Below are 25292 nucleotides of genomic sequence, written 5' to 3'. Positions count from 1 at the left end.
GGACACCCATGTTCGGAATCAGTGAACTCGCCATTCTGCTCATCGTCGTCATATTGATCCTCGGTGCCAAGAAGCTCCCCGAGCTCGCACGCTCCATGGGCAAGTCGGCCCGCATCCTCAAGAGCGAGGCCAAAGCGATGAAGTCCGACCCGGGCCCTGCGTCACCGGCCACGGCCGATGCGCCATCCGCGGTGCCTTTGGCGGGGCGCGTCATCAAGGCCGCCCCCGGTGATGCCACCGGCCACCTCGTGCCCCAGCCCGGCAACGACACCCCGCGGACCTGAGCCGACCGCCCCACCTGTTCGGCCCTCCGTCCTGGAGCGGGGACTCCGCCAGGCCGTCACTGATCCCGCGCGACAACGGAAGGCAGCTCCCCTCAGGGGCATCATCGGCGCTGGTTCGAGGCCATTTTGAAGGACGATGGAGAGCTGTCTGGGTCCTGTGACAGGGCACTGGCAAGATCCCTATCGGCGCGGGCGGCCTATGCCGGGTACCGAAGTGGGCGTCAGTCGTACGTGCCAGGCCGCCGGGCGGGTGGGCACGGCTTCAGGCCAGCGGGGAGATCCGTCGGTATGCGGCGCGGGCATGAAGAAGGCGAGTGCCCATCGTGCTCACGCCTGCCGCGAGCAGCAGGCAGCCGAGGCGGATGAGGTCGTGGTGGCCGGACCAGGAGAACTGGCCGACCGGAGGCACGGCGAACAGGCTGGAGAACGTCCAGCAGGCCGGTGCGGTACCCGGGGCGGCGGCGATGCGCGCGCATGCGCTCAGAACGCCGGCGAGCACGCACAGGGCGATGAGGTCGAGGAGCGGGTCGCCGTGGCGGTCGAGGAGATGGTGGGCAGCGACCAGCGCGGGGCGGTGACGGCGGCTGCCAGCCAGGTCACCGTGGTGTCCACTGGCTCCGGGGCCGGCTTTGGCCCTGTGCTGAGCGACCTCCACTTGATCACGACCGCTCCTTTCGTGCTCCCTGCCGCTACGCGGCCACGGACATGATGCACCGCTGCGGAGCGGGCACTGTCTGCTGCCGACGGGCGTGCGCCAACGGCACGTTGACGCGTGGGCACGTTGCAGCAAGGCGCTGTTTCGCACGGGTTCCACGAACGGTCCTGCGCGGCATCTCGACCATCCCCAAGCGCTGTCAGGGCGGAATGCCCCCAGAATCACCGTTTGCCGCCTAGGTAAAGTACCCGCCAAGTCGTCACCGACATGTGGGCCTTCATCGCTGCCCGCATCCACACCGCAGGGAGATCAGTTGTGCCCGCTCCGCGTATGAGCAGTACGCCGCTGCCCGGGATCGGGGTCCGCTACGACCTCACCACCCGCGAGCACCGCCGCCTGTCGGTGGTCGCCCACCGCGACGGCAACCGCAGCTTCAGCGCCTACCGGCGGGACGATCCCGACGAGTGCGCGCTGTCGTTGAAGCTCACCGCGGGTGAGACGGAGGCGCTGATCGACGCGCTGATGCCGTCGCATCACAGCCCGAACCTCCTGTCGACCACGGATCTCGGCCTGGTGGCGGAGCGCGTCGAGCTGACGTCGACCTCGCACTGGAACGGCCGTGTGCTGGGCGAGACGCGGATGCGGACGGAGACCGGGGTGTCGATCGTCGCCGTCCTCCGCCGGGCGGACGCGATCCCCTCGCCCGGGCCCGATTTCCGGCTGGCCGGCGGGGACACCCTCATCGTGATCGGTACCCGCGAGGGTGTGGACGCGGCCGCCGCGATACTCGGACGGGAGTGATCCGGTGCACGCGTCCGCTGTCTTTCTGATCGAGTTCGGTGCGATCATCCTCGGCCTGGGTCTGCTGGGCCGGTTCGCCGGACGCTTCCAGTTCTCCCCGATTCCGCTCTATCTGCTGGCCGGTCTCGCCTTCGGCGAGGGCGGTCTGCTGCCGCTGGGGGCGAGCGAGGAGTTCGTCGCGATCGGCGCCGAGATCGGCGTGATCCTGCTGCTGCTGATGCTGGGCCTGGAGTACACGGCCAGCGACCTGGTCTCCAATCTCAAGACGCAGTACCCGGCGGGGCTGGTCGATGCCGCTCTGAACGCGCTGCCCGGTGCGGCGATGGCGCTGCTGCTGGGTTGGGGCCCGGTCGCGGCTGTGGTGCTTGCCGGGGTCACCTGGATCTCGTCCTCCGGCGTCATCGCCAAGGTGATGGGTGATCTCGGGCGGCTCGGCAACCGCGAGACACCGGTCATCCTGAGCATCCTGGTACTGGAAGACCTGGCCATGGCCGTCTACCTGCCCATCATCACCGCCCTGCTCGCCGGTGTGAGCTTGGCGGCCGGCAGCGTCACCCTGGCGATCGCGCTGGGGGTCGCCGGGCTGGTGCTGTTCCTCGCCGTCCGGTACGGGCGGGTCATCTCCCGGTTCGTCTCCAGCGACGACCCCGAGAAGCTGCTCCTGGTCGTGCTGGGCCTGACCCTGCTGGTCGCCGGTATCGCCCAGCAGCTTCAGGTGTCGGCCGCCGTCGGCGCGTTCCTGGTGGGCATCGCGCTCTCCGGCGAGGTCGCCGAAGGCGCGCACACCCTCCTGAGCCCGCTGCGGGACCTGTTCGCCGCGGTGTTCTTCGTCTTCTTCGGCCTGCACACCGACCCCGCCAGCATTCCCCCGGTGATCCTCCCCGCCCTGGCCCTGGCCGTGATCACGGCCGGTACGAAGATCGCCACCGGCTACTGGGCCGCCAAGCGCGCCGGCATCTCCGCCAAGGGACGCTGGCGGGCCGGCGGCACTCTCGTCGCGCGAGGCGAGTTCTCCATCGTCATCGCCGGCCTCGCCGTCACGGCCGGCATCGAGCCCGCGCTCGGCCCGCTGGCCACCGCCTACGTACTCGTCCTGGTCATCATCGGACCGCTCACCGCCCGCTACACCGAACCGATCGCCACCCGCCTGACCGCGCGGCGTGGCAAGCCCGTCCCGGCCGTGCCGGCGGACACGGAACCCCCGCACGAGGAGGCACTGGAGCCGGTGGACGACGGCAGTGTGGGACGCGCGTGAGCGACGGCGTTCGGGCGGCGATCACCGGTCGGGAGACCGTGCTGGTGCTCGCCGCCCTGTCCGTCTGCCTCGGCGGTACAGTCGGATCTGCCCGGAACCTGCCTCGCAGCAGAGCCGGGAGTCGGTGCTCGGCGAACGGGCGGGCCACCTCCATGGCATCGTCGTCCGTGCCAGCCACCGGGTAAGGCTCGGCCACGTCACCGGCAGACATCTGCTTCCCCTGTCTCCTTGGTCCTCCTGCGCCGCCCACGTCGCCGGGAGAGCTCGCGACAAGCCCGCCGTGGAACCGCCGGAATCACCTACCGCCGTCAGCGTGGGAATGCCCCGCCCCCGGTCCGCCGACGCACAGCCGGGTGACTCCGGCCTCGGTAACCAGGCGGAGGGAACAATGGGCACCGGTCTGGGCCGGGCTCAGGGGTGCGGGCGATCGCTGTCCGAGCCCTCGCCGCCGTCCCCGAGGAGCTGGTCGAGGACTTCGTCCGCGGCCATGGCGGCCAGGGGGTAGGGCCGCAGGATGAGGTCGGCGCCGACGGCGGCCAGCTGCTCGGCGTCGCGCTCGGAATGGGCGGTGAGAGCCACCTTGCCCCGGTAGTCGTGGTGGCGCAGTCCGTGCAGGAGGGCCTTGCTGGTTTCGGCCAGAGGGACGGTGCTGATGACGCAGCGGGCGTGGGAGAGGGGAAGGTTCTCCAGGAGATGCATGTCCTCGGCGCTGCCGTACATGGCGGTCACTCCCTCTCGCTCGCTGCGGGCCACGCGGTGCGGATCGAAGTCGACGGCCAGGACGCGGTGACCGGTCTTGCCGAGTTGGTCGGCGATGGCACCGCCGAAACGGCCCAGGCCGTAGAGGATCACGTCGGCTTCCTTCTCGTGTCCGTGAAGGTCCCGTTTCCGGCCGTCGGTGCGCTCGAGGACCGACAGCCAGCGTTCGAGGCGGGCGTAGATCCGGTGGGAGTAGAGGATGAGGTAGGTGGAGCCGCCGATGGTGATCAGGCCGACGACGGTGATCAGGCTGACGGTGGCGCCGGTGATGTGGCCGAGGCTCAGGCCGAGGGCGGCGAGGATGAGGGAGAACTCGGAGATCTGCGCCACCGTGAGCCCGGCCAGGAACCCCACTCGTACCGGGTAGTGCATGGCTGCCATGATCAGCACGACGATCAGCGGGTTGCCGACGAGCACGAAGACGGAGAAGATCGCCGCGTCGGTGAGCTGCCGGGAGGCGTCGGAGAACTCCAGCCGTGCGCCCAGTTCGAGGAAGAAGAACAGCAGCAGGAAGTCCCGCAGGCTGACGAGGCGGGCGCCGAGCGCGTCCCGGTACGGCGTCGTGGCGAGCGAGACACCCGCGAGGAACGCCCCCACCTCGGAGCTGAAGCCCATCCAGTCGCTCAGGGCAGCCACCGACACCGCGTAGGCCACGCCGAAGAGGAGCAGCAGCTCCTGCGAGCGTGCCACCTGGTGCAACACCTTCGGCAGGACATATCGCATGAGCAGAGCCACCCCGGCCAGCAGCCCGAGGCCCTTGGCGAAGACCAGGGCGACATCCACGGCCAGGTTCTCTCCGGCCTTCCGCCCGAACGCGGTCAGAGCGATCATCACCAGGACCACCACGATGTCCTGGACGATGAGGAAGCCGACCGCGATCCGCCCGTGCAGCTGCTCCAGCTCCCGCTTGTCCGACAGCAGCTTCACGATGATGATCGTGGACGAGAAGGTCAGCGCCACCGCCACATACAGCGCCGTGACCGTGTCCATGCCCAGCCCGATGGCGATCAGATAGCCGATGACCGAGGTGAAGAGGACCTGGCCGAGACCGGTCGCCAGGGCGATGGGGCCGGTGGTACGGATCAGATGCAGGTCCAGCCGGAGACCGACGAGGAACAGCAGGATCGCGATGCCCATCCGCGCCAGCAGTTCGATCGTGCCGTCCGCCTCAACCCAGCCGAAGCCGGTCGGGCCGACCAGGATGCCCACACCGATGAACGCGACGATCAGCGGCTGCCGCAGGCGTACGGCCAACAGCCCGACGAACGCGGAGATCGCCAGGATGACGGCGGTGAGGGCGAACCCGTGCAACTCCGTCACCCCCGTCCGACCACAGTCCGCGGCCGGCCGTGGTCCCCGGCGACAAGGTGGGACGGCGGTCCGGTCATCTCCTCGCCCCCTGAACGATCAGGACATCGCACCGGGCACGCCGCATCACGTGCTCGGCGGCGGCGGCGGGCGGGAGGCGACGGCGACCGGCCACGCTGCCCAGCAAGGCGTGCTCCCACTTCGACCGAGCCCCCGCGCCGGTCACGATCAGATCGGCCCCATGGAGCCCGGCCAGTTCCGGGACGGCGCTCGCGGGACTCCCCGTGGTGACCAGCAGATGGGGTGGGACCGGGGATGCCAGAGAGCCCACCAGGCACTCGGCTCGGGGCCGTACCTCCTCCAGGCACACATGTCGCAGCTGTGACAGCTCCTCCTCGCCCACCCCGTGCATCCGCAGCAGGTGTTCGCCCGGTACGGCACAGACGTGCACCGCGTAGTGCTCCGCACCCGGAGTCAGCGCGATACCGCGGCGCGCCGCCTTCCGCGAGGAGTCGGTCACGTCGACCGCGAGAAGAACCGTTCGGCAGTCGACGCCGGGCGGCCCTCGCACCACCAGCACAGGGGCCCTGCCGGAGCGGATCAGGTTCTCCGGGACCATGCCCAGCAGCGCGTCGGCCGGCAGGTCCCCGCCATGCGCACCGACGACGAGCAGATCGGCCGCACAGCGCTCCACTTCCACCGCGACCGTCGGACTCACCCTGCCGACACGCACCACCACATCCACGCCCGGCCCACCCGCATACCGGCGCAGGTGGCCTGCCAGCCGCTCACGCGCCTGGTCAAGGACATCGGCTCCCAGCCCGGGAGACCCCGCGCACAGGGCGGTGACCCGCGCCTCATGCAACCGGGCGAGTCGCACCGCGCGCCCCACGGCGCGGCTCCCATTACGGGACAGGTCTGTGGCCGCCAGCAGCCGACGGAACCACGCCGTGCCCATGGCGACCACCCTCCAACGCACGCCGCCGCCACGGCGCGCGCGAGCGGGGCACTCCCCGGGTCCCCGGAACGCCGGACCGGCAGCCACGCGAAACGTCTCCTTGTACTCCACGGTTCCGCAGCCCCGCCCACTCCGCCAGCCGAGGGCGACCGCCGCTCACCCGCCGGTGACCCGTCACAGATCACGCCGCCCATACGGAGGCCGGCGACCCATACGGAGGCCGACGACGGGGACGTCACGCAGGTCCGGTTCGCAGAGGACGAGGAACATCGAGACGCCGTCCCCGCCGGCAGCGTGCACGGCGCGACGTGCGTGTACGCCGTGTACGACCCGGTCACCTGCCACTGCGTACTGGCCAGCGCGGGACACCCCGGGCGGGTGCTGGTCGCGCGGGGCGGCGCCGAAACCGGCATGGTGCCCTTGCGTCCGGGGCCGCCCCTGGGCAAGGGCGCGGAGCCCTTCGAAGCCACCGAACTGCGGCTGAGCGCTGGTGACGTGCTGTGCTTCTACACCGGCGCACTGGCGCGCGACCCGTTCCACACACGACGTGCGCTGCCCCTGGTGCGGGAAGTCACGAGTGATGGCGCCGAAGGCGGACGCCCGGTCACGGAAGTCGGTGGCCGGATTCTGGAGAAACTCCTGCAGGAGCCCCTCGACGACGACCTGGCACTTCTGGTGACCCGGGTGCGCCGGCTGCCGTAAGACGCCACTGCAACCTGGGAGCTGGCCGCCGACCCCAGCGTCGTCGCGGACGTACGCCGTCGGGTCGCCGATCGGCTGACCTCCTGGGGGTTGGAACATCTGGTGTTCACCACGGAGCTGATCGTCGGCGAGCTGGTCACCAACGCCATCCGCTACGGCGGCGCCCCCGTGGGGGTGCGGCTGATTCGTGACCAACGTCTGATCTGCGAGGTCTCCGATCCCAGCCAGACGCAGCCACACCTGCGGCGGGCCCGGCCGACGGACGAAGGCGGCCGGGGCCTGTTCCTCGTGGCGCAGCTGACCCACCGCTGGGGCAGCCGGTACACCGTCGCGGGCAAAACCATCTGGACCGAACAACTGGTGGACGAGGTGCCCTGACCCATGGGCCCGGTCGCCCGAAGCGATGCGGGCGCTTCCGCCGATGGCCGGCGGTGCACCCCGAACCGGTGGCCTGCCCGGCCACTCCCTCGGAGTAACGCGCGAGGACGTCCGGCCGCCCGTCCAGGTCCGGCAGCGGCGCACCCCGGCCGGACGGAGACGGACGGTCCGCCCCGGTCGGCCGTGGCGGCGACGCCCGCGTGACGCGGGCCGGAGCGGCGCTCGTCGGCTGGGGGGCGGGAGGGGCGAGCGGCCGACTCCGTCGGTCAGGGCGCTATGTCCCTATTGCCCGGATATTCTGGACAGCGTGATCGAGTCTGTACGGCTGCGGCTGCGGCTCCGTCGGCGCTACGGCCGGGGGGTGTTCGTGCGGCTGTCGCCGGTCGTCCTGACCGTCGTGATCGCCAGTCTGGCCTACGCCACCCCACCGGAAATGGCCTTCAGTCGCCTCCTGCCCGCGGCGCCCGCCCTGGCCGCCGCCATGTGGCCGGTCCTCCCCACCGTCCTGCTCGGGACCGTCTGCCTCCTTCTGATGATCGGCCTCAGCCTCGTCTTCCCCGACCTGGGAACGTGGTGGACGGCGGCGGGGATCATCGCGGTCACCGTGGCCGCCGCGTACGGAAGCCACGTCCGCCTCCAGCGGGAGCGCACGCTCTTCCAGGTACGACTCGTGGCCGACGCGGCCCAACAGGTGGTGCTGAGCCCTATGCCACGCCGCTTCGGGAACGTCGAGATCGAGTCCCTGTACCTCGCGGCCGCGGCGGAGGCACGCATCGGCGGGGACTTCTACGAGGTGGTCGACACCCCGCACGGGGTCCGGCTGCTCATCGGTGACGTGCGGGGCAAGGGCCTGCCTGCCGTGGGGGCGGCCGCGGCGATCGTCAACGCCTTCCGGGAGGCGGCCTACGGCGAGACCGGCATGGTCGACGTCGCACGCAGGCTGGACGCCAGCAGTACCCGCTACAACGCGGCCTTTCCGCCCGACGGGCCGATGGAGCGCTTCGCCACCGCCCTTCTCGTCGAGATCCCGCACGAGGGCGGACGTATCGACATCCTCAACTGCGGACACCCTCCGCCGCTGCTCCTGAACCGCCGCGGAATCCGCGCCCTCGAGTCGGCCACCCCCTCACCCCTGCTCAGCCTCGCGGAGCTCATCGGGGAGCACTACAACGTCGACACCTTCCCCTTCGAACCCGGTGACGTGCTGCTCCTCTACACCGACGGGATCGCCGAGGCCCGCGCCCACGACGGCGAGTTCTTCCCACTGGCGGCCTGGATGCGCCGACAGCCCCCGACACCGCCCCGCGAACTGCTCACGGCTCTCCACCGCGACCTCCTCCGCTACAGCAGAGGACGCCTTGACGACGACATCGCCGCCCTCGCCGTACGCCTGTCCGAGCCCTGATGAGGTACGGAGTCCCAGGTCGACGCCCGCTCGCCGTGCCCGGTCCCCGAGGGGCTCCTCACCGGCCGGTGGCGGAACCGGTGGCCCGCGGTCCGGCGCGGGACAGGGCGGGGCAGGGCGGGAGCTCAGCCGATCGGTGCGTACAGCACGCCCAGCTTGTCGATCTCGCTGCCCGAGCGGCCGGTGAAGCCGACGATCTGCCAGCCCGCGGGCGCTGTGCGGGTCACGGTGTCCCGCGTCGGCGAACCGGCCTTCACCGTACGGGACGTGTCGGTGGTGAAGGCCGCCGAGAAGATCCGTGTACGGCCGTCCTTCCGGCCGCGTGTGAGGGTCACCGAGGTGAGATGCTCGCCCGGGGCGAGGGTCAGTGCGGCGGGAGTGCCACCCGTACCGCCGTGCGTCAGCGATGTGCCGTCGTCGTGGGTGAGCCCGACCGCGTCGAGGCGGGAGGCGCCGCGTAGCGTCAGCGTACGGGGGGACGCGGATGCCGGAAGGCCGTCCGCGTCGTTGAACGCCGTGCCGTGGGGGCCGCCGAAGAGGTCACTGGCCCGGAGTCGTGAGGAAAGGGTCCAGGAGAAGTCCACAGTGTGCGGGAGGTGGTCGGAGAGGTGGTGGCCGGCGGGGTCCAGGAAGGACGCCCATGCGTTGTGGTAGCGGGTGGCGGTCAGGCCGACCAGGTCGCTGCCACGGTAGAGGATCTTGTCCACCACCTCGCAGTCGTCCGTGGGCCCCGTCGTCGGGCAGACGATGGCGTCATCGCCCCGCGCCGGTGCGTCGCCGCCGCGGACGAGTTGTACCCAGGCGTCGGTCAGGCCGTTCTCGTCCGCCAGGGTGCGGATGTTGTCGCCGACGCGGGTGTAGCGGGTGTTGGTGTCGCCCATGACGATCACCGCGTCGCCGGCCGAGTTGGTCCGGATGAAGTCCGAGAGCTGCTCGATGTTGGCGCGGCGGGCGGCCAGTGCCGCGTCCGTCACGCCCGCGTTGGCGTGGACGTTGTACACGTCGACGAGAGCTCCCTCGGCGAGCCGGACCCGGGCGAGCGTGAACCCCTTGGGCGTCAGGCAGTCCGTCCCCGCGCAGGCGTTCCAGTCGACCCGTTCGAAGTCTTCGAAGGTGTGGTCGGAGAGGGTGTTGAGGCCGTCGCCGATGCCCGCGCCGCCGCTCGTCGCCGTACGGTGGGGGTGGTTGTCGCCCGCGTACAGGGCGGCGTGGTGGTTGAAGTCCTCCTGGACGTTGACGATGTCGTAGGCCGCCAGCCGCGGGGAGATCAGCGGGGTGTTGGTCTCCGGACTGCCGGAGCTCAGGCCCTCCGGGAGGCCCGCGACGTTGTACGTGAGCACGTTGAAGGTGCCCGAGGCGTCGGCGGCGAGCGCGGGCGCCGTCGCTCCGGTGAGGCCCGGTCCCGTAACGGTCAGGGCGCCCGCGAGCAGGGTGCGGATGAGTCTTCTCATGGGGGGCGTCTCCATGGGGGAGGAAGCAGGGGAAGACAACGGGACGAGCCTGGCGGCGGCGTGCGGCCGGCGCAATGCCGCACAGTTCCGGCCGAGCCGGAACTGTGCGGCGGGGTGTCATGGGCGCCGCTCGCGGCGCTGCCGGACGGGGTGACCGAGCGGAATGGTCCTCACCGAGCCATTGACGACGACGGTCAGGGCTTCAGCCCGCAGGTGCCGTCGGAGTCGGTGTTGCCGCCGAGGTCGACGAACTTCGCCAGTACGACACGGCAGTTGTCCGTGCCTTCCAGCCGGGAGTTGTCGGTGACGGTGGAGTTCTTCAGCCGGACGCTGCCGGGGCCGACCCGTACGGGTGGGGCGGGGGTGTAGCCGAGGGTGATGTTGATGCCGCCCCCGCCCTTCTCGGCGTAGTTGTCGGTCACCTTGGTGTCCACGAGGGTGACGTCCCTGACACCCCGTACGTCGACGCCGCCGCCGTAACCCGCGAGTTCGCCCGGCCGTGTGGGGTCGTAGGGGTCGACGACCCGGTTGTGGGTGATCGCGGACCGTTCGACCAGGCCCGCCGAGTCGAAGCGGATGCCACCGGCTTCCCCGGCCTCGTTGTGGTCGACGAGGCTGTCGCGCAGGGTGAAGGAGCTGAAGGGGATGTTCTGTACGGCGCCGCCGATCCTGCCGGTGTTCCTGGTGAGGTGCACCCGCTCCATGGTCAGCCGCGAGGAGTTCAGCGCGGCACCGCCACCGTAGTAGTTGTAGAGGGACGCCGTGGGTTCGGAGCGGCCGCGGGTGATGGTGAGGTCCGAGATCGTCGCAGGTCGCATGATGGTGAACACCCGGTCGATGCCGCGCCCGTCGATGACCGTGGCGTCCGCCCCGGCGCCGGTGATTGTAGTGGGCGCGAAGATCTTCAGGTTGCCGTGGGCCGTGTCGGCCAGGGTGTAGTCGGTGAAGGGCCGGCCGAGCAGCGGGGGGATGCTGAGGCTGTAGTGGCCAGGGGGGAGGGTGATCGTCGAACCGGGGTGCGCGTTGGCCTCCATGACCGCCGCACGCAGGGTGCATCCCCCCTTGGTGGACAGGCACTTGCCGTCCCGTGCGGACGCGTCCGGTGCGTCGACCGCGCTGTCGACCACGATCTCCCGAGCCGTTGCCGCGTGCGCCTGGCCCGTTGTCGGAACCATCGTGGCGACACCGACGGCCGCGGCCGCCACGGCCAGCACTCGACGTACGTCCGCCGTTGTCTTCTTGGCTTTGGTCATGGTCCAGAAGCTAGTCCTCGATCCTACCGGCCAGTAGGGCATACCTCACATATGGTGATGTTGGCCTGATAACACGTAAAACGCTTCCCCGGGGGACGGGCGACGGCTTGATCCGGATGCCCGTGTCTCCCGTACCCACACCCCTGTTGACGGGACTCGCGCCCAGCGGGCGGGGGAGCCGCGCCGCAGCGGCGGCGGGTCCCATGCGGTGTCCCGGTGCCCGGGGACCGGTGCGACGGAGGATCGTGACCCGGGCACCGTGACCGGGACGGCCCCCTTGCGCCGCGCCACCCGAGCGGTGAACCCGCCACCGCCACCGCCACCGGCGTGTGCCGGGGGCCGCTGTCGCACCGGGTGTCGCGGCCGCATCCGTACCGGGTGTCGCGGCGGTCCGGGCGCCGTCAGGCGCGCGGGTGGGCCGCACCCCCGCCACTCCGGTCGCTCGTCACACCGTGTGTGGCGGGGGCGCGACCGGTGTCATGCGCGCGTGTTGACGCTCACCGGCCTTGATCCGGTGGGCGGCGTCCAGCCTTGAAGCGTGGCCGGGATGCCCACGCGGGTGTTGCAGTCGATGACCTGGAAGTGCAGGTGCGGGCCGGTCGCCGCCCCGGTGGCTCCCGACCAGCCGATGATCCGGCCCTGCGGGACCCAGTCGCCCGTGTTGTAGATCGCCCGGTTGAGGTGCGCGTAATGGGTGCACCGGCCGTTCGAGTGGCGGATGATGACCTCGATGCCGTTCTGCCAGTACGGCGACCAGTCCGAGACGAGCACCGTGCCGCCCTGCGCGGCGGAGACCTCGTAGTTCGCCGGCAGGCCGAAGTCCCAGGCGTACTCGTTGTACGGGCCGGTGTGCGAGTACGTGCCCTCGGGTCCTTGGGTGACGAGGTAGGACTCGCCCGAGGGGTAGGGGAGTTCGTAGTAGTAGTCGACGGCGGCGGCCGGCGGGGCCGCCATGAGACCGATCGCCGCGACTGTGAGTGCCGAGCTCGCCATCGCGCCGATTCTGAGGAGAAGTCGTCTCGCGTTGCGCACCGCGCCTCCCGTCATGGGTCTGAGTCGGACTGGACAACGGTCGCACCAACCGCCCCATGCGGCAAGGCTGTTGCAAGAACTTGCAGCAAGTCTTTTCCGGACACCCGCCCTGATGATGGCGTGTCAGTTGTTCTGGAAGGTGACGAACCGGCGGCGCTGCCCTGGCCGGGGCGGGGCCGGCCTCAGGGGCGGGGCGGGCGGACGCACAGGCGGCGTCCGCCCGCCGCTGACTGTTACTGACTCGCGGGCACCGTGTCCACGAAGGTGGTGCCTGCCGCCCGGTAGGCGGCGACTTCCGTGGCGACCTGGGCCGGGGTCAGCACCCGGTCCTTGACGTGCAGGACGTAGTCGACCTTCTGGTCGTAGGCGCGCGGAGTGGTGCTGGTCTGGCCCGCGAGGTCGATGAGCCACTGGTTGAAGTTGATGGACATCGGCCGTTCGGGCAGGTAGCGGGCGTCATGGCGGCCGAACTCCTGCCCGTCGACGTAGTAGGTGATGTTGTTGTCGTCGATGGTGACGACGAGGTCGTGCCAGCCGGCGTAGCTGGTGCGTGACTCGGAGTGCTGGTTGACGGCCTCCCAGGGGTCGGGCCGGTAGGTCTCCCACGAGGTGGTGTAGAGGATGTTCGCGGGCTCGCCCCAGCCGCCGTTGGGCAGGTACTCGAAGTCGTACTCGGCGTAGTCGTCCGCCATCGGGGCCTTGAGGTCGTTGATGGTGAAGAACGTCTGCACGACGCGGTCGCCGTCAGGACCCGACCTGGGAGCGTCGGAGAACCGCACCCGGGACGCGTAGGTACCGTTCTTGAACTTCATCGCCTTGGTGAGGACTTCGGTGTGCTTCGTGGACTCGGGCGTGCCGGCTGTCGAGGTCTCCAGATTCATGATCGAGTTGGTCCCCTCCTTGGCGAAGGTGACGTTCTGCGCCGCCCAGGTCGCGCCCGGCACCCCCGGCCCGCCCGCGTTGGAACGCACGCTCCAGCCGTGGGCGCCGATCGCCGGATCGGTGTGCGAGGCGTAGTTGAAGTCGTCGAACAGCCTGGCGCCGCCCCCGGTCGGCGGATCGGTCGGGTCGGGGCCGGGGCCCGGGTCGTTGCCCTCGGGTGCCGTCCCCCACACCGGCGTACCGCCGACGCTGGCGGTGACCTTGGACCAGTCGCCGTACGACGTCTGGGTCGGCCCGAAGGAGTAGTCGTCGTTCTGGTTCAGCGGCTGCCAGTTGGAGCGGTGGAAGCGCAACTGCATGTCGCCGGTGCTCGCGCCGGGCGCGAGGGTGCCGGCGCCGGCGGTGAAACCGATCTCCAGGTAACGGTCGGCGGTGGCGGTCGGCCGGGCGAGGGTGCCGAAGGTGCCCGTGATGTTCCCGCAGCCCTTGACCGCCCAGGAACAGGCGAAGGTGTACGAGGCGCCGGCGTCGGCCTTGAAGTAGTACCGGATCTTGACCTGGCTGAGGGAGACCGGCGCGGTGCCGGTGTTGACCGCCTTGAACCAGGGTTCGGCCTGGTCGCTGCCGGTGGCGCTCTGCCGGTACTGGACGGTCAGTGACTCGCCGGCGGCGGCAGCGGGCGCCGCCGACAGGGTGGCGCAGCCGAGGCCGGCCACGAGGGCGGCGGCCAGGGCCGTGCGTATCCGTGTGGTGCGTGCTTTTCTGCTCGTGCTGAAGCTGGTCACCTGGTGGTCCTTTCAGGACGAAGGATCGCGGAGGGGCGACTCGGTACTCCGAGAGCGTCGAGCCGGGCTCTGTGGTGGTGCAGCCGTGCCTGGAATCCGGGCCAGTCGCGGCCGCCGGACCAGGCGGTGTCGGCCAGCGCGCACAGCCGGGGGAAGGCGAGGTACTCGGCGTGCGCGGCGGTGGCCACGTACTCGGTCCACAGCTGCGCCTGGGTGCCGAGCACCCGGGCGGCGGCCGCCGCCTCCCAGTGGGCGGGGGCGGGTTCGGTGGCGTACACGGCCCGCAGGTCGACCGCGTCGCCGGACTGGCCGGGCGGTTCGTCGGGGCGGGCGGACTGCGGGTAGTCGAGGTAGGTGGAGCGGTGCGGCGCCATGATCACGGACTGGCCGCGGCAGGCCGCCGCGCGCCCGTGCTCCTCGTCTCGCCAGACCAGGGCGGCGAAGGACTCGGGCAGGTCGCGACCGGTCTCGGTCCACCCCAGTGGCCGCCGCCCGCGCCCGGTCAGGAAGGTCCCGACGCGCGCCATGAACCACCCGTGGAGCGCGTCGGGGCCGTCCAGCCCCTCGTCGGCCACGCGCCGCAGGGCGGTGGGCGAGTGGTGCCATTCGGTGGTCGGGCACTCGTCACCACCGACGTGGACGTAGGGCGAGGGAAAGAGGTCCATCACCTCGTCCAGGACGGTGCGGCAGAAATCGAGGGCCTCGTCGGTGACCCCGAGGACGGTGTCGCACACCCCCCAGCTCTTCCAGACGTCCAGTCGCCGTTCGGGGAAGTTGCCGAGGTGCGGGTAGGCGGCCAGGGCGGCGCGCGCGTGGCCCGGCATCTCGATCTCCGGTACGACGGTGACCCCCCGGTCGGCTGCGTACGCCACCAGATCGCGCAACTCCTCGCGGGTGTACGCGCCGCCATGAGGCACGCCCGCGACCTCGGTGAGCTTGGGGTGGGCCGCGACGGGCATCCGCCAGCCCTGGTCGTCGGTCAGATGCAGATGCAACACGTTGAGTTTGTGCAGGGCGAGCAGGTCGGTGAAGCGCCGCAGGAAGGAGACGGGCTGGAAGTGGCGGGCCACGTCGAGCATCGCGCCGCGCCAGGCGTACCGGGGCACATCCGTGATCTCGACGCAGGGGACGGACCACCGCACCCCGCGTACCGGCTCCGCGCCGAGGGCGGCGGCGGGCAGGAGCTGCCGGAGGGTCTGCACACCGTGCCGCAGCCCGGCTGCGCCCGCCGCGCGCAGCAGCACCGCTTCACTGCTGACGGTCAGGCCGTAGCCTTCCGAGCCGAGGCCGGTGAGGCCGGGGTCGAGGACGAGGACGATGCGCCCGTCCGGGGCGAGGGGCAGCGGCAGACCGGTCGCCGGGGCGAGCAGGGTGCGCAGTAGGGCGGCCGCGGGCCCGGCCCCCGGGGTGGCGCGGATCGCCGTCGCGTCGTCGAGGGTGAAGGCCCCGGCGGACCGGCTGAGTCGCGAGGGGTTCGGGACGAGACCGGGGGCTCTGGTCGGTGGGAACACGGTGCCTCCTATCCCTTGACCGCGCCGCCGGCCAAGCCGGTGGCGACCCGGCGCTGGAGCACCAGGAAGAGGATGAGGACGGGGAGCGCGAAGAGCGTGGAGGCGGCCATGGTGGCTCCCCAGTCGGTGCCGAAGACGTTCGAGAACGAGGAGAGCCAGACCGGGAGGGTGCGGTCGTCCTGGTCCTTGATGATCAGCATGTTGGCGAAGGCGAATTCGTTCCAGGCGGTGATGAAGCCGAAGAGGGAGGTGGCGAGCAGGCCGGGCGCGAGGAGGGGGAACGTGACCCTGCGGAACGCGGCGGCCCGCGTACAGCCGTCCACCTGGGCGGCTTCCTCCAGTTCCTTGGGTATCGCGGTGAGGAAGCTCCGCAGGGTGACGATGGTGAACGGCAGGGTGATCATGAAGTAGACGAGGGTGAGGGTGGCGAGCCGGTCGAGCATGTCGGTGTCGCGTGCGATGACGTACATCGGGATGAGAAGCGCCTCCCAGGGCGCGACCTGCGCGATGAACACCATCAGGACGAAGCCGCGGCGGCCCTTCCAGCGCAGCCGCGCCACCGCGAAGGCCGAGCCGAGGGCGACCACGAGGGCCAGCAGCACGCAGCCGGCCGTGACGATGAGGCTGTTGCGCCAGAACGACCAGAACCCGTCGGCGTTCACCGCCGCGGAGAAGTGCTCCAGCGTCAGCGAGGTGGGCAGGAAGACGGGCGTCTCGGCCTGGATGTCGGGGGTGGGCTTGAAGGCGGTGAGGACCATCCAGTACACGGGAAAGACGCAGAGCGCGAAGACGACCAGCGCGCCCGCGTTCAGGGGCAGCCGCCGCAACAGGCGCACGGGCACGGGGCTCACAGTTCGGCCTCCTGCCGGAACATCTGACGGAAGTGGAGGATCAGCACGGCGATCAGGATGAGTACGGTGAGGGTCGCCGCGGCGGCTCCCAGGTCGTAGCGGTGCAGGGACCGTGCCACCTGGTAGGCGTAGACGGGCAGGGTGGTGGTCGCTCCGCCGGGCCCGCCCCCGGTCACGGCCCAGATCTGGGCGAAGCACCGGAAGACCCAGATGACTTCGAGGCTCAGGACGAGCCCGAAGACCGGCCTGAGCAGGGGCAGGGTGATCGAGCGGAAGACGCGCCAGCCGTCGGCGCCGTCGATCCGGGCCGATTCGAAGAGCTCGGCGGGGACCGTCGTCAGCGCGGAATGCAGGGTGATGGCGACGAACGGCACGGACTGCCACACGACGAGCAGCACCAGCAGGGTGAAGGCCGCCGGCCCGTGCGCCAGCCAGGAGTAGTCCTGGAAGGAGTCGAAACCCAGCCGCACCAGCAGCCAGTTGACCACTCCGAGGCGGGAGGAGAAGAGCCACTGGAAGACGGTGGTCGTCGCGATGACGGGGCTGGCCCAGGCGAGCACCAGTCCGCTCAGGACCAGGGTCCGCATCCGCTTGCCCAGCCGTTGGAGCATCAGCGCGACGCCTGTGCCGATCACCATGATGAGCACGACGTTGATCCCGGTCCACCAGAGCGTGCGCCGGGTGACCTGCCAGAACTCGCCGTCACCCAGGATCTCCCGGTAGTTCTCCAGACCGGCGAAGCCCGCGCCTCCCCGGATCAGTTCGGCCATCCCGTAGTGCTGGAGGGAGATCAGCAGATTGCGGGCGAGGGGATAGGCGAGCAGGACGACGATGGCGGCGACCGTGGGGGCGATGAGCAGGTAGGGCCACAGACTGCCGGGAGCGGCGCTTCTGCGTCCGGCCGACGCGGGTGCGGGTGCGGGTGCGGGTGTGGGTGTGGGTGTGGGTGTGGGTGTGGGTGTGGGCGTGGAAGCGGAGGCTGTCGCTGTGGGGCCGGGGCCGGCGCCGGGGCCGGGGGCGGATGCCGTGTCGGGGCGGCCGGCGGGGCGCGTCATGCTCTCTTCCCCGATCGGGCCCCGCTCATGAGTTGAGCGTCTTGCTGATGGCGTCGGAGGCGTCCTTCGCGGCCTTCCGCGGGTCGCTTCCGGTCAACACCGCGGTCATGTACTCCTTGATCGGGTTGGTGGCCTCCACGGCGGCCCACTGCGGGGAGCTGGGTGTCGCGCGCCCTCGCGCGGCCGCCGCGGCCATGGCTGCGGTGCCCTCGTCGTTCTCCAGGGCGTCGGCCAGCGACGTCCGGTTGGGCACGTAGCTCATGGTCTTGGCCAGGTCCCTCTGCCACTTCTCCCCGGCGAGCGACTTGACCACTTGGTAGGCGGCGTCCGGGTGGGCGGAGGCGGCGGGAATGATCAGATCCGAACCGCCGGTGAAGGTGGCTCCCGGTGTGCCCGCCGTGCGGCCGGGGATCGGGAAGAAGCCGAGCTTGCCGGCGAGGGCCGGGTTGGCCTGTTCCACGATCTGGGCGCCGCCGGGGACGGCGATGATCTGGGCGACGTCCCCCTTGGCGAACACGTCCGCCTGCGGCGGCTTGGCCTCGTCGGAGTCCTTGGGGCCCTTGCCCAGCGCCTGGAGCCGCTGGTAGAAGTCCATGGCCCGCAAGGCCTCCGGGCTGTCGAGCGCGCCCTTCCACCGGTCGCCGTCCTTCTCGGCGAGCTCTCCGCCCTCCTCCCAGATGAAGCCGGCGAGGGTGTACCAGTTCTGACCGGGCAGATAGATGCCCTGCGTGTCGCCCCGGTTCAGCTTTCCGGTGATCCGCAGCCACTCGTCACGGGTCCGGGGCGGGGAGGAGATCCCGGCCTTCGCGAAGAGGTCCTTGTTGTAGAGCACGACGCGGTTGGCCGCGTACCAGGGGATGCCGTACTGCTTGCCGTCGATCTTCCCCGGCTCGGCGAGGCCGGGAAGCCAGTCACCGCCCCGCAGTTCCCCGACCTTGTCACTCAGGTCGAGCACGCCACCACTCTGCGCGTACTGTGCGACCTGGGTGTTTCCCACCTCGATGACGTCGGGGGCGTCGTTGCTCGCGAGCGCGGCGGTGATCCTCTCGCCGATTCCGTCCCACTCCTGTATCTGGATGTCCAGGACGGTGTTCTTGTGCTGCCGCTCGAAGTCCTGCTCGAATCGCTGGAGGTACGCGTCGGTGACGCTGTCCTTCATGATCCATACGGTCAGTGTGCCGGGGCCGGCCGCCCGGTCGGAGCCGGACGAGGAGCTACCGCAGGCGGTGAGGACACAAGCGGCCGCGAGTGCCGCGGCGGTGGGGATGAAGCGGATCTTCACTGGATTCACCTCGGGGGAGTGTTGACCAGTTGGTCAACTGGACAACGATGTGGCTTGAAGGTGGCATAGACCAATGTGGCCGTCAACCCCCCGGGTGACAGGGCTTTTTCGGTAGGCGGGGCAGCGGTGAGCGCCTAAACTGCCGTTTACCACCAGACCAGTTGTGGGCGGCGAGGCAGAGAGGTCGGAGTCATGGAGAACAACTCCTCAGGGGCCGTACTCAAGCGGGAGCGGGTCCGGGAGTTCCTCCTCGGCCTGATCGAGGTACGCAGTCCCGGCGACGCCATCCCCTCGGAGCGCACGCTCAGCGCCGAACTGGGCGTGTCCCGGCCCACCCTGCGGGCCGCGGTCGACGAACTCGTCGCCACGGGGCAGCTCGTACGCGAACACGGCCGCGGCATGTTCGTCGCCCCCGCCAAGATCACTCAAGAACTGGTCTCCGACGACGCCGCCGTCGCCGTGCCCCGGGCCGGGGGCGCCTGGTCCAGCAGACTGCTGAGACTGGACACCATCCGCGCGGGCGCCCGCATCGGCCGCAAGCTGCGTGTCTCCCCGGCTGCCGAAGTGGTCTACATCGCCCGGCTGCGGCTGGTCGACGGAACGCCGATGGCCATAGAGCACCTGCACATCCCCGCAGCCCTGGTCCCCTCCCTCAGCCCACGGGAGCTGGAGGCAGGGGATCTCTACGACCACCTGCGCGAGCACCACCAGGTCCACGTCGACCAGGCGGTGCAGTCCATCGAGCCGACCGTCGTGAACGAGGCCGAAGCCGGCGTGCTCGACGTTCCGGTTCTTTCCCCCGCCCTGCTGATCGAGCGCCTGACCACCGACACCGCCGGTCATCCGGTCGAGTACGTCCACTCCGTCTACCGGGGCGACCGCTACCGCATCGTTTCCCGGCTCGCCCTGGGCGTCACCGCCCCGCACTCACGTCCCGGGAGCCACCACCCGGGCATCCCACCGGGCGACTTCGCGCACGGGGACATCATCACGTCATCGACGACAGGAGACGCCCGCTGACCGCGCCGAGCCACCGGCGGCGGCCACCGCGGGCGCTCGGCCCCGCATCACCAGGCGCAGCGACCGGGGCCGCCGGTCCCGGCCACGTGGGTCCGCGGCGCGGGCAGCCGGTGGCCGACGGGAGCCGACGAGGTTCGGCCGGGGACGGTCACGCCAGACGCGGCACTGGTGGACCCGCGCCACTGCCACCCCCGGCCGGGCGGTGGCGGTGCGGCCTCGCAGAGACCCGACAGGGGGCGGCCTGGCGGATGCCCGACAGGGGGGCGGCCTGGCAGAGACCGACAGGGGGGCGGGGACGCGGACCGTATCGACCCCCATTCCCCGGCGTCGCGGCGGTGCACCACCTGAGAACGCTTCCTCGGCCGGCCCCCGGGCGGTGAACGGCTCCTCGTGGGCGCACGGTCTGGGCCCGACAGCGGGGCGGTGGGCGGGGCCGGCGCCGGCGCCGGGGCCGCCCCGGGGCCTCTACGGCAGGGGACGCCCGGGGCGGCGGCCGTCGGCGCCCGGGACCGTCGGGTCACCGCTCGGGCGGCGAGTGGCCGGGTGGGGGATCAGATCGGTGTCGAAGTCGCCGTCGGCGATCTCGCGGGCGAGCTGGGCGAGCTGACGTTGGTGGGCACGGGCGTAGGAGCGGAAGGCGGTGAACGCGTCGTCGAGTGAGATCTGCCAGCGCTCCGCGAGGATGCCCTTGACCTGTTCGAGGACGATGCGGCTGGTCAGGGCGTACTGGAGCTGGGCACGCTCGATGTGGCTGTGGTCCAGGGTGCGCTGCTGAAGGATGGCGATGGTCGCGATGTCGGCCAGTGCCTGAGCGAGGGTGATGTCCGGTTCACTGAGCGGTTCGGGGTCGGTCTGGAACAGGGCGAGTGCGCCGATGACACGGCCGCGCAGCCGTAGCGGGAGCGCGTTGGTGGCCACGAATCCGGTCTCGTGGGCACGGGCGGCGAACTGCGGCCAGCTCACCGTGGTCCCCGGGTCCGTGAGGTTGATGTTGGTGCGGGCCTGACCGCTCTTGTAGCAGTCCACGCAGGGGCCTTGGTCGTGCTGCAGGGCGAAGAGTTCCAGCAGCCGGGTATGTTCGTCCGAGGCGGCGATGGTCTGCAGGATGTCGTGCTGGTCGGCCAGCAGGATGCCGACCGCCGCCACGTCCAGCAGCTCCATGCAGCGCACCGAGAGCTGCTGGAGGAAGTCGATGAGGTCGAAATCGTCGGTCAGGGAGTCCGCGACTTCCACGAAAACCTCGGTGAGCCGCTGTTCGCGGGGCATGTCGATCAGTCCTTGTCTACGACGGTCGGGGGCGTGCCGTTGCCGTTCCGGTCCAGGCGAAGCTGCCGGTCCACCACGTCCTGGGAGATCTCGGTGATGGAACGCCCACTGCTGTAGGCATGCGCGCGCAGCCGCAGCAGGGCTTCGGGCAGGGGCAGGGAGAGTTGGACGCTGACCATACCCGTCGCCTGGTGGATCACGGCGTGCTGCAGGGCGGGCGGGGAGTCGGCAGGGGACGCCCCGGCCACGCGCGACTCACCGGCGCCCAGACACCGTCCGGTGAGCGCGTCGGCCAGGACCAGCGCGTCGTCCGCCTGCTGGGCGGTCAGGGGACCCGGGGTGCGGCGTACGGTGGTCAGGACGCCCGTGCGGATCGCGCCGATCGCCATGGGGAAACAGAAGACCGCCCGGACCGGCAGGGCGGGAGCCTCCATGGCCAGCGCGGGCCAGCGGGCAAGGCGTACACCGACCAGGTCGGGCACCCACACCATCGCGCCGGTACGGGCCGCGTCGGGCCCCGGGCCCTCCCCGAGAGTGAGCTGAAGGTCCTCGAAGCGGCGCGTCGCGGCGTCCGAGCACCACAGGAGCTCGGTGAGGCCGCCCTCGGTGACCAGGGAGACCGCGAGGCCGTCCACGCCCAACGCGGCGGCGCCGGCCGCGGTGACATCGACGACCCGGCCGGAGCCGTCGTCGGACCGCAGCAGACGCAGGACCCCGACCATGAGATCACTGATCACCCCGCACCACCTCGCCCCCTGCCACCGACGCCGAGCGGGTTCCAGGTCGTGCTTCCCGGCCCGGTCACGAGGCCAGCGATGGGGGACCTCCGGCGGCCGGGTCGCCCGCCACGGCGGCGTGCGACGCGGACACCAAGGGCCGGTCGTAGAGGAGGAAGCCGGTGTCGGTCAGATCCAGGAGGCGGGTCAGCATCGGGTTCGGGTGGCGCAGCCACAGCACACCCCGGGCACTGGTGGTGAGCCGAGACGAGACCAGGAAGGCGTTGAGGCCGCTGACGTCGCAGAAGGTGAGGAGAGTCAGGTCTATGTCGACCTCGCGGATTCCGTCCGCCAGGCACTCTTCGACCACCTCGCGCACGCAGTGCGCCGTCTCCAGGTCGAGTTCACCCGCCAGGGTGATGGTCGCGTGGCTTCCCCGGTCGCGCCGGTGGAAGTTCAGTCTTGAGAGAACAGGCATGGTGCCTCAGTTCTTATGACCACCTGGGGCGGTGCCGGGCGGGCCGGGGGTTCCGGCTGCGCCTGGCACGTGTCCCATGTGGTCGGACGCCTTTACAGGTCAGGCAGAAGCGACGGATGGCAACCCTGTCGCAGGGCGCCGTGCACCCGGCCGGCTTCACCTCGCATTGTGGGTCTGTGGTGGTCCGGAGTCCTGTCCACTCCCCGCAGACACCAGCACGACAACAGCATTGGGCCACGCCGGGGTCTGGGACGTCCATCGCAGCATAGCCCTCGCGCGCACCCCCCGGCAGCCGTTCCCCGGCCACAGCCTTCCACCGGCCCCCGGCACCTCGATCCGGTTGTTCCGGTTGTTCCGGTCGATCCGGCCCTCGGCTTCACGGAGCGGTTCCTTCCCCGGTGCCCCACCGGTCACTGGTGGTACTCGCGGTCCCGCCGGTCCCAGTGGCTGGGGCGCTGCTGCCTGTACCGGCGCTCCCAGCGGTCCTGACGGTCCCTGTACGCCCGGTAGTCCTGGTAGCTGCGGTACTCGGAAGCACGGCGGTGGGGCCCACCCCTCGCGCCACGCCGGCCGGAGTGCGCGAGATCGAAGACCAGAACGGCTGCGGCCACCCACCAGACGGGACTGAGGAACCCGAGACCGAACAGGGCCAGGAGGAGGATGAGAAGTAGGACGGACATGGCCAGCCTTCCCGGAGCGCGACGGAGCATGGCTGCCGGGGACTGGGGCTTCACTCAACACCGTAGTCCTGCCAGGAGCTTACGGATAGCGCCCGTACCCCGCGGGAACGGCCGGCATCGCGGAATCGACGCTGCCGTGGGGCAGGAGGGGACAGTGCGCCTTGCCGAGGCCGGCGTCCGGCGTCGCCCCCCGGGGCGAGCCGGGAGATGCCCTACGCCGGGTACGGGGGGCGCCGCGACAGGTCGGCCGCTGATTGCCACCGGCCCCGTAGACGGCGGAGGCCGCCCCTCGTCGACGGCACGCACAGGCGGCAGAGATACGGCTGAACCCACGCCTTCCGCGGACCAGCACGTCACCGGTCGCGGAGTACGCGCGACGTTCGGGCTCTCAGGCGGCCCGGTGGGTCAGCCTCGGGTGCACGCGATCCTACGGAGCCGTGACGCAGGGACGGGGTATCCGCCGTTCATGAGGCGTTGGTGGGAGTGGATAGGTGCTCCGGTCGTCCTGGGCATCGCAGTGGGCTCGCTCTCCGTCGACGGGGTCGTACAAGCCGCCGTCACATGGACGGCGGATCCGCCAACGGCATCCCGCGCTCCGGAGCGGGGCACTGGCGCGTCAGGGGCCGTACGGAGAACTCGTTGCCGTCGGGGTCGAGCATCAGCACCCGGCCGTCGCCGCCCCCGCCGATGTCGGTGCGCGTCGCGCCGAGCGAGATCAGGCGGTCGGTCTCCGCCTCCCAGTCGGCGCCGGCAGGGAGCGCCAGCTCGAAGTACAGCCTGTTCCTACCCGTCTTGGGCGCCACCGGAGGACCACCCCACGTGATCTTCGTGCCGCCGTTCGGCGACTGGATCGCGGTCTCCTCGTCCTGGTCCCAGACCAGCGGCCACCGCAGCACCTCGCTCCAGAAGTAACCGACCTCCTGCGTACCGTCGCACGCCAGAGCTCCGACGAAGCCGGTGTCGGCGAGGAACTCGTTGCCCGCCTCGATGACGCAGAACTCGTTGCCGTCCGGGTCGGCGAGCACCACATGGCCCTCTTCGGGGAGTTGGCCCACGTCGATGTGCTTCCCGCCCAACTCCAGCGCCCTGGCCACCGTCCGCAGCTGATCCTCCGGAGACGTGCTCGTCAGGTCGAAGTGCGCCCTGTTCTGGCCGACCTTCGGCTCCTGGCTCGGCAGGAAACGAATGCGGAACCCGGCTGGATCGGGGGGCAGGATCGTGACGTCGTCGTCCGGACCATCGGCCGGCTCCCAGCCCAGGAGCCCGGACCAGAACCGCGCCAGGCTTGACGGCCGGGTCGCGTTGAAGCAGATCGCGAACAGTTGACTGGTCATACCTTGTGCCTCTCCGATCCACTGACGGCCGGTACGGCACCCCGCCCGCCCCGAGGGCGCAGCCTAGGGGCGGCCCCGCGGCGCCCGCATCCGAGTTTCCGTCGCCGGGAATCCGGTCCCGCGAGGTGACGCAGGTTCCTCTGCCCGGTCATCTCGTGCGGGCGGCGGACCTTCGCCGAACAGTTGCCAGGCTTGACCTGTCGGTAAGGCCGAGGGACCGAGCGCCTGCGGTCGACACTGACCGCGGTCGGCCTCGACCTCGCCGGCCGGGCCGGTGCCCGCCTGGCGCGCGTCTTCGGCGTGTCCGTGAGCCGCAGCACGGTGCGGCGGCTGGTCGAAGCGTTACTCGACCCCGAAGTTCCGGCCCCGCGGGTGGTGGTCGGCGTCGATGAGTACGCGAGCCGCGAGGGGCGTCACTACGGGACTGTCCTGGTTCATCGCTGGCCTCACCCTGCCCTGGAGCTCCGGGGTCGTCGAAGGCCACGTCAACCGGACCAAGATGCTCAAACGCCCGATGTTCGGCCGGGCCGGCTTTCATCTCCTCCGCTAGCGCGTCCTGCTCTACTCGTGAAGCACAGGTCAGACCGCATCATCAAGGAGGCCGAACCCTTCCGGGAACCCTTCCAGGAACTCCCGCCGCACAGGGTCGGATTCGGCTTCGGCCATCGTCCCGAGTAGGTCGGCCAGTTCGCTCCGTTGGTCGCTCGGCAGCTTACTGACCAGGTGGGCTACACCCTCCAGGACCTTGACGGCGTCGTCCGGATCCATCTGCTCGTCTTCACTGCCCTCGATGAACCGCAGGACATCGACCAAAGCTGCGGCCAGGGCGTGGGTCAGAGACGAGTACACGGGCATGAAGGCGGTCTCCCACAGGGCACGGCAGCAGAGTCAGGCCATCCCACCACATGCCACTGACATCACTCTCAGCCAGCCCTCCACGAAAGTGAGCCGGAGCCGGAACGCGTGAACGTGCGGGCGGGGCCGCGACCGGTCCAGGCTCGCGGTCGCAGGGAGCCGAAGACCCGGCGCACACCTCTTGACCAACGACACCTACCGCTCAGTACGCTCGGTCCACCCCTCGTTGACACCGACGTCCTCTCCCGCGGACCTCGGCGAACCGGCCGTCCGGCATGCTCGGTACGCCTCACCTGTCCGCAGGCACTGCTCCCGTGACCCGGAAGCTCCCAGCCC

General features: G+C 70.6%; 25 protein-coding genes. 8 read left to right on the top strand and 17 right to left on the bottom strand.

From position 1 onward, the window contains the following. The first annotated feature begins 8 nt into the window (after positions 1-8). Positions 9-284 carry a twin-arginine translocase TatA/TatE family subunit gene (locus tag ABD347_RS14260; RefSeq protein WP_344360811.1) on the top strand — a complete coding sequence of 92 codons (276 nt, stop codon included), beginning with the start codon at positions 9-11 and terminating at the stop codon, positions 282-284. A gap of 262 nt (positions 285-546) precedes the next feature. Here ABD347_RS14260 and ABD347_RS14255 read toward each other — a convergent pair whose 3' ends face one another. Continuing rightward, positions 547-939 (bottom strand): hypothetical protein, encoded by a 393-nt coding sequence (locus tag ABD347_RS14255; RefSeq protein ID WP_344360809.1) that lies wholly within the window; start codon positions 937-939, stop codon positions 547-549. Between the two features lie 330 nt (positions 940-1269). On the opposite strand from ABD347_RS14255, the gene ABD347_RS14250 reads away from it, so the two are divergent. Together ABD347_RS14250 and ABD347_RS14245 are read left to right on the top strand one after the other, a co-directional pair. Continuing rightward, positions 1270-1740, top strand: coding sequence for a cation:proton antiporter regulatory subunit (locus tag ABD347_RS14250; protein WP_344360807.1), 471 nt, complete (start codon positions 1270-1272; stop codon positions 1738-1740). A gap of 4 nt (positions 1741-1744) precedes the next feature. After that, complete coding sequence (locus ABD347_RS14245; protein WP_344360805.1) at positions 1745-2995, top strand: cation:proton antiporter; 1251 nt, start codon at positions 1745-1747, stop codon at positions 2993-2995. A 411-nt stretch (positions 2996-3406) separates the two neighbouring features. On the opposite strand, the gene ABD347_RS14240 is transcribed toward ABD347_RS14245, so the two are convergent. Together ABD347_RS14240 and ABD347_RS14235 are read right to left on the bottom strand one after the other, a co-directional pair. Further along, on the bottom strand, positions 3407-5074 hold the full coding sequence (locus ABD347_RS14240) for a cation:proton antiporter (protein WP_344360803.1): 1668 nt from the start codon (positions 5072-5074) through the stop codon (positions 3407-3409). Between the two features lie 64 nt (positions 5075-5138). Continuing rightward, the gene (locus tag ABD347_RS14235; RefSeq protein ID WP_344360801.1) at positions 5139-6020 is read right to left on the bottom strand and encodes a universal stress protein; all 882 of its coding nucleotides are present in this window, start codon (positions 6018-6020) and stop codon (positions 5139-5141) included. Between ABD347_RS14235 and ABD347_RS14230 the strand changes: the two genes are divergently transcribed. From ABD347_RS14230 to ABD347_RS14220, 3 genes are all read left to right on the top strand, one after another. Continuing rightward, positions 5922-6722, top strand: coding sequence for a PP2C family protein-serine/threonine phosphatase (locus ABD347_RS14230; protein WP_344360798.1), 801 nt, complete (start codon positions 5922-5924; stop codon positions 6720-6722). The genes ABD347_RS14235 and ABD347_RS14230 overlap by 99 nt on opposite strands. Positions 6723-6743: 21 nt before the next feature. Then, positions 6744-7100 carry an ATP-binding protein gene (locus ABD347_RS14225; protein WP_344360892.1) on the top strand — a complete coding sequence of 119 codons (357 nt, stop codon included), beginning with the start codon at positions 6744-6746 and terminating at the stop codon, positions 7098-7100. Positions 7101-7407: 307 nt separating this feature from the next. Further along, positions 7408-8505, top strand: coding sequence for a PP2C family protein-serine/threonine phosphatase (locus tag ABD347_RS14220; RefSeq protein WP_344360796.1), 1098 nt, complete (start codon positions 7408-7410; stop codon positions 8503-8505). A gap of 125 nt (positions 8506-8630) precedes the next feature. On the opposite strand, the gene ABD347_RS14215 is transcribed toward ABD347_RS14220, so the two are convergent. The 8 genes from ABD347_RS14215 to ABD347_RS14180 all read right to left on the bottom strand — a co-directional run bounded on the left by ABD347_RS14215 (position 8631) and on the right by ABD347_RS14180 (position 18607). Further along, the gene (locus tag ABD347_RS14215) at positions 8631-9956 is read right to left on the bottom strand and encodes a jacalin-like lectin (protein WP_344360794.1); all 1326 of its coding nucleotides are present in this window, start codon (positions 9954-9956) and stop codon (positions 8631-8633) included. A 194-nt stretch (positions 9957-10150) separates the two neighbouring features. Beyond that, positions 10151-11209, bottom strand: a complete 1059-nt coding sequence (locus ABD347_RS14210; protein ID WP_344360791.1) for a right-handed parallel beta-helix repeat-containing protein — start codon at positions 11207-11209, stop codon at positions 10151-10153. A gap of 477 nt (positions 11210-11686) precedes the next feature. Continuing rightward, on the bottom strand, positions 11687-12202 hold the full coding sequence (locus ABD347_RS14205) for a M23 family metallopeptidase (protein WP_344360788.1): 516 nt from the start codon (positions 12200-12202) through the stop codon (positions 11687-11689). A gap of 272 nt (positions 12203-12474) precedes the next feature. Beyond that, entirely contained in the window at positions 12475-13908 is a 1434-nt protein-coding gene (locus ABD347_RS14200; RefSeq protein WP_344360786.1) for a cellulose binding domain-containing protein, read from the bottom strand. Next, positions 13905-15419 (bottom strand): beta-N-acetylhexosaminidase, encoded by a 1515-nt coding sequence (locus ABD347_RS14195; RefSeq protein ID WP_344360783.1) that lies wholly within the window; start codon positions 15417-15419, stop codon positions 13905-13907. The genes ABD347_RS14200 and ABD347_RS14195 overlap by 4 nt, the downstream gene beginning before the upstream one ends. An 8-nt stretch (positions 15420-15427) precedes the next feature. Beyond that, complete coding sequence (locus ABD347_RS14190; protein WP_425575655.1) at positions 15428-16261, bottom strand: carbohydrate ABC transporter permease; 834 nt, start codon at positions 16259-16261, stop codon at positions 15428-15430. 5 nt (positions 16262-16266) lie between these two features. Beyond that, the gene (locus ABD347_RS14185) at positions 16267-17142 is read right to left on the bottom strand and encodes a carbohydrate ABC transporter permease (RefSeq protein WP_425575654.1); all 876 of its coding nucleotides are present in this window, start codon (positions 17140-17142) and stop codon (positions 16267-16269) included. Between the two features lie 208 nt (positions 17143-17350). After that, the gene (locus ABD347_RS14180) at positions 17351-18607 is read right to left on the bottom strand and encodes an extracellular solute-binding protein (RefSeq protein WP_344360778.1); all 1257 of its coding nucleotides are present in this window, start codon (positions 18605-18607) and stop codon (positions 17351-17353) included. A 192-nt stretch (positions 18608-18799) separates the two neighbouring features. On the opposite strand from ABD347_RS14180, the gene ABD347_RS14175 reads away from it, so the two are divergent. Further along, on the top strand, positions 18800-19627 hold the full coding sequence (locus ABD347_RS14175; protein WP_344360776.1) for a GntR family transcriptional regulator: 828 nt from the start codon (positions 18800-18802) through the stop codon (positions 19625-19627). A gap of 465 nt (positions 19628-20092) precedes the next feature. On the opposite strand, the gene ABD347_RS14170 is transcribed toward ABD347_RS14175, so the two are convergent. The 5 genes from ABD347_RS14170 to ABD347_RS14150 all read right to left on the bottom strand — a co-directional run bounded on the left by ABD347_RS14170 (position 20093) and on the right by ABD347_RS14150 (position 24101). Further along, complete coding sequence (locus ABD347_RS14170; protein WP_344360774.1) at positions 20093-20893, bottom strand: GAF domain-containing protein; 801 nt, start codon at positions 20891-20893, stop codon at positions 20093-20095. Positions 20894-20898: 5 nt separating this feature from the next. After that, positions 20899-21630, bottom strand: coding sequence for an ANTAR domain-containing protein (locus ABD347_RS14165; RefSeq protein ID WP_344360772.1), 732 nt, complete (start codon positions 21628-21630; stop codon positions 20899-20901). 64 nt (positions 21631-21694) lie between these two features. After that, the gene (locus tag ABD347_RS14160; protein ID WP_344360770.1) at positions 21695-22087 is read right to left on the bottom strand and encodes an STAS domain-containing protein; all 393 of its coding nucleotides are present in this window, start codon (positions 22085-22087) and stop codon (positions 21695-21697) included. Positions 22088-22497: 410 nt separating this feature from the next. Further along, a complete protein-coding gene (locus ABD347_RS14155; protein ID WP_344360768.1) occupies positions 22498-22767 on the bottom strand; it encodes a hypothetical protein in 270 nt (89 codons plus the stop codon). Between the two features lie 557 nt (positions 22768-23324). Beyond that, a complete protein-coding gene (locus tag ABD347_RS14150) occupies positions 23325-24101 on the bottom strand; it encodes a VOC family protein (protein ID WP_344360766.1) in 777 nt (258 codons plus the stop codon). Between the two features lie 388 nt (positions 24102-24489). Here ABD347_RS14150 and ABD347_RS14145 point away from each other — a divergent pair, with 388 nt between their 5' ends. Beyond that, the gene (locus ABD347_RS14145) at positions 24490-24651 is read left to right on the top strand and encodes a hypothetical protein (protein ID WP_344360896.1); all 162 of its coding nucleotides are present in this window, start codon (positions 24490-24492) and stop codon (positions 24649-24651) included. A gap of 29 nt (positions 24652-24680) precedes the next feature. Here the strand turns inward: ABD347_RS14145 and ABD347_RS14140 are convergent, their stop codons facing one another. Further along, entirely contained in the window at positions 24681-24956 is a 276-nt protein-coding gene (locus ABD347_RS14140; RefSeq protein ID WP_344360764.1) for a hypothetical protein, read from the bottom strand. Between the last annotated feature and the right edge of the window lie 336 nt (positions 24957-25292).

Source organism: Streptomyces gobitricini (genome assembly GCF_039532985.1).
GTDB classification, from domain to species: Bacteria; Actinomycetota; Actinomycetes; order Streptomycetales; family Streptomycetaceae; genus Streptomyces; species Streptomyces gobitricini.
This window is presented reverse-complemented; position numbering and strand designations above follow the sequence as displayed.

What these genes read in the sequence shown, in the direction of transcription:
- ABD347_RS14260 (WP_344360811.1), top strand. Translation starts at nt 9, where the DNA reads ATGTTCGGAATCAGTGAACTCGCCATTCTGCTCATCGTCGTCATATTG.
- ABD347_RS14250 (WP_344360807.1), top strand. Translation starts at nt 1,270, where the DNA reads ATGAGCAGTACGCCGCTGCCCGGGATCGGGGTCCGCTACGACCTCACC.
- ABD347_RS14230 (WP_344360798.1), top strand. Translation starts at nt 5,922, where the DNA reads ATGCAACCGGGCGAGTCGCACCGCGCGCCCCACGGCGCGGCTCCCATT.
- ABD347_RS14235 (WP_344360801.1), bottom strand. Translation starts at nt 6,020, where the DNA reads ATGGGCACGGCGTGGTTCCGTCGGCTGCTGGCGGCCACAGACCTGTCC.
- ABD347_RS14215 (WP_344360794.1), bottom strand. Translation starts at nt 9,956, where the DNA reads ATGAGAAGACTCATCCGCACCCTGCTCGCGGGCGCCCTGACCGTTACG.
- ABD347_RS14210 (WP_344360791.1), bottom strand. Translation starts at nt 11,209, where the DNA reads ATGACCAAAGCCAAGAAGACAACGGCGGACGTACGTCGAGTGCTGGCC.
- ABD347_RS14205 (WP_344360788.1), bottom strand. Translation starts at nt 12,202, where the DNA reads ATGGCGAGCTCGGCACTCACAGTCGCGGCGATCGGTCTCATGGCGGCC.
- ABD347_RS14175 (WP_344360776.1), top strand. Translation starts at nt 18,800, where the DNA reads ATGGAGAACAACTCCTCAGGGGCCGTACTCAAGCGGGAGCGGGTCCGG.
- ABD347_RS14170 (WP_344360774.1), bottom strand. Translation starts at nt 20,893, where the DNA reads ATGCCCCGCGAACAGCGGCTCACCGAGGTTTTCGTGGAAGTCGCGGAC.
- ABD347_RS14160 (WP_344360770.1), bottom strand. Translation starts at nt 22,087, where the DNA reads ATGCCTGTTCTCTCAAGACTGAACTTCCACCGGCGCGACCGGGGAAGC.
- ABD347_RS14155 (WP_344360768.1), bottom strand. Translation starts at nt 22,767, where the DNA reads ATGTCCGTCCTACTTCTCATCCTCCTCCTGGCCCTGTTCGGTCTCGGG.
- ABD347_RS14150 (WP_344360766.1), bottom strand. Translation starts at nt 24,101, where the DNA reads ATGACCAGTCAACTGTTCGCGATCTGCTTCAACGCGACCCGGCCGTCA.
- ABD347_RS14145 (WP_344360896.1), top strand. Translation starts at nt 24,490, where the DNA reads ATGAGTACGCGAGCCGCGAGGGGCGTCACTACGGGACTGTCCTGGTTC.
- ABD347_RS14140 (WP_344360764.1), bottom strand. Translation starts at nt 24,956, where the DNA reads ATGCCCGTGTACTCGTCTCTGACCCACGCCCTGGCCGCAGCTTTGGTC.